This window comes from Rhizobacter sp. P3_B12 (assembly GCF_056402895.1).
Genome location: NZ_JBFUGN010001632.1, coordinates 1 through 721, shown reverse-complemented (window position 1 = coordinate 721; position 721 = coordinate 1). Strand labels below are relative to the sequence as shown.

Below are 721 nucleotides of genomic sequence, written 5' to 3'. Positions count from 1 at the left end.
GTACAGCGCCTGCGCGTGGTCGGCCGCGCCGCGCGAGCGGCCGGGCGAGGCATCCGCCCACACCCACTGCGCGGCCCGCCACCAGGCCGCGGCGAGCGGCTTGGGAACGTTGTCATCGACCATCGCCTCGCTCAGCTCATGCCAGCGCCGCGCTTCGGCATGCAGCGACAGGTGGTGCCACAGCGGTGCGGCGGCGCCGACCAGCGCGACCAGCGTCTCGGGGTCGTGCTGTTGCGACCACGCGAGTGCGGCCCGCAGGTTGTCGAGTTCGGGTTCGTAGAGCGCGAGCCAGGGCGCGTCGGCCATGCGCAGCCAGTCGCGCTGCGCGTCGGCGAAGAACGCGCGCAGCGCGCGGGCATGCCGGCCGCGCAGCGCAGCGGCGCGCGGGTCGTCCACCAGCCGTGCCTGCGCATAGGCCCGCGCACTCTCGCTGAGCGCATAGCGCGGCGGATCGCCGTCGCCCACCTGCACCAGTGAATGGTCCGACAGCAGGGCCAGCCCGTCGATCGCTGCCCAGCCGTCGGGGTCGCCGCCATCGGGGTCGCTGCCATCGGCGAGCACCGCGCCCGCCAGCGGCAGCGTGAAGCCGCCGGCGAACACGCCGAGCGAATCGAACAGCGCGCGCTGGGCCGGCGCGAGCAGGCCGAGGCTCCAGTCGAGCGCCGCCTGCAGCGTCTGCTGCCGCGTCGGCGTGCCGCGCACGCTGCTGGCGAGCAGGCGG

At 75.5% G+C, this 721-nt stretch carries 1 pseudogene; it reads right to left on the bottom strand.

The features are described from left to right. Nucleotides 1-721, bottom strand: a pseudogene (locus AC1D01_RS37350) (hypothetical protein); the annotation flags it as partial.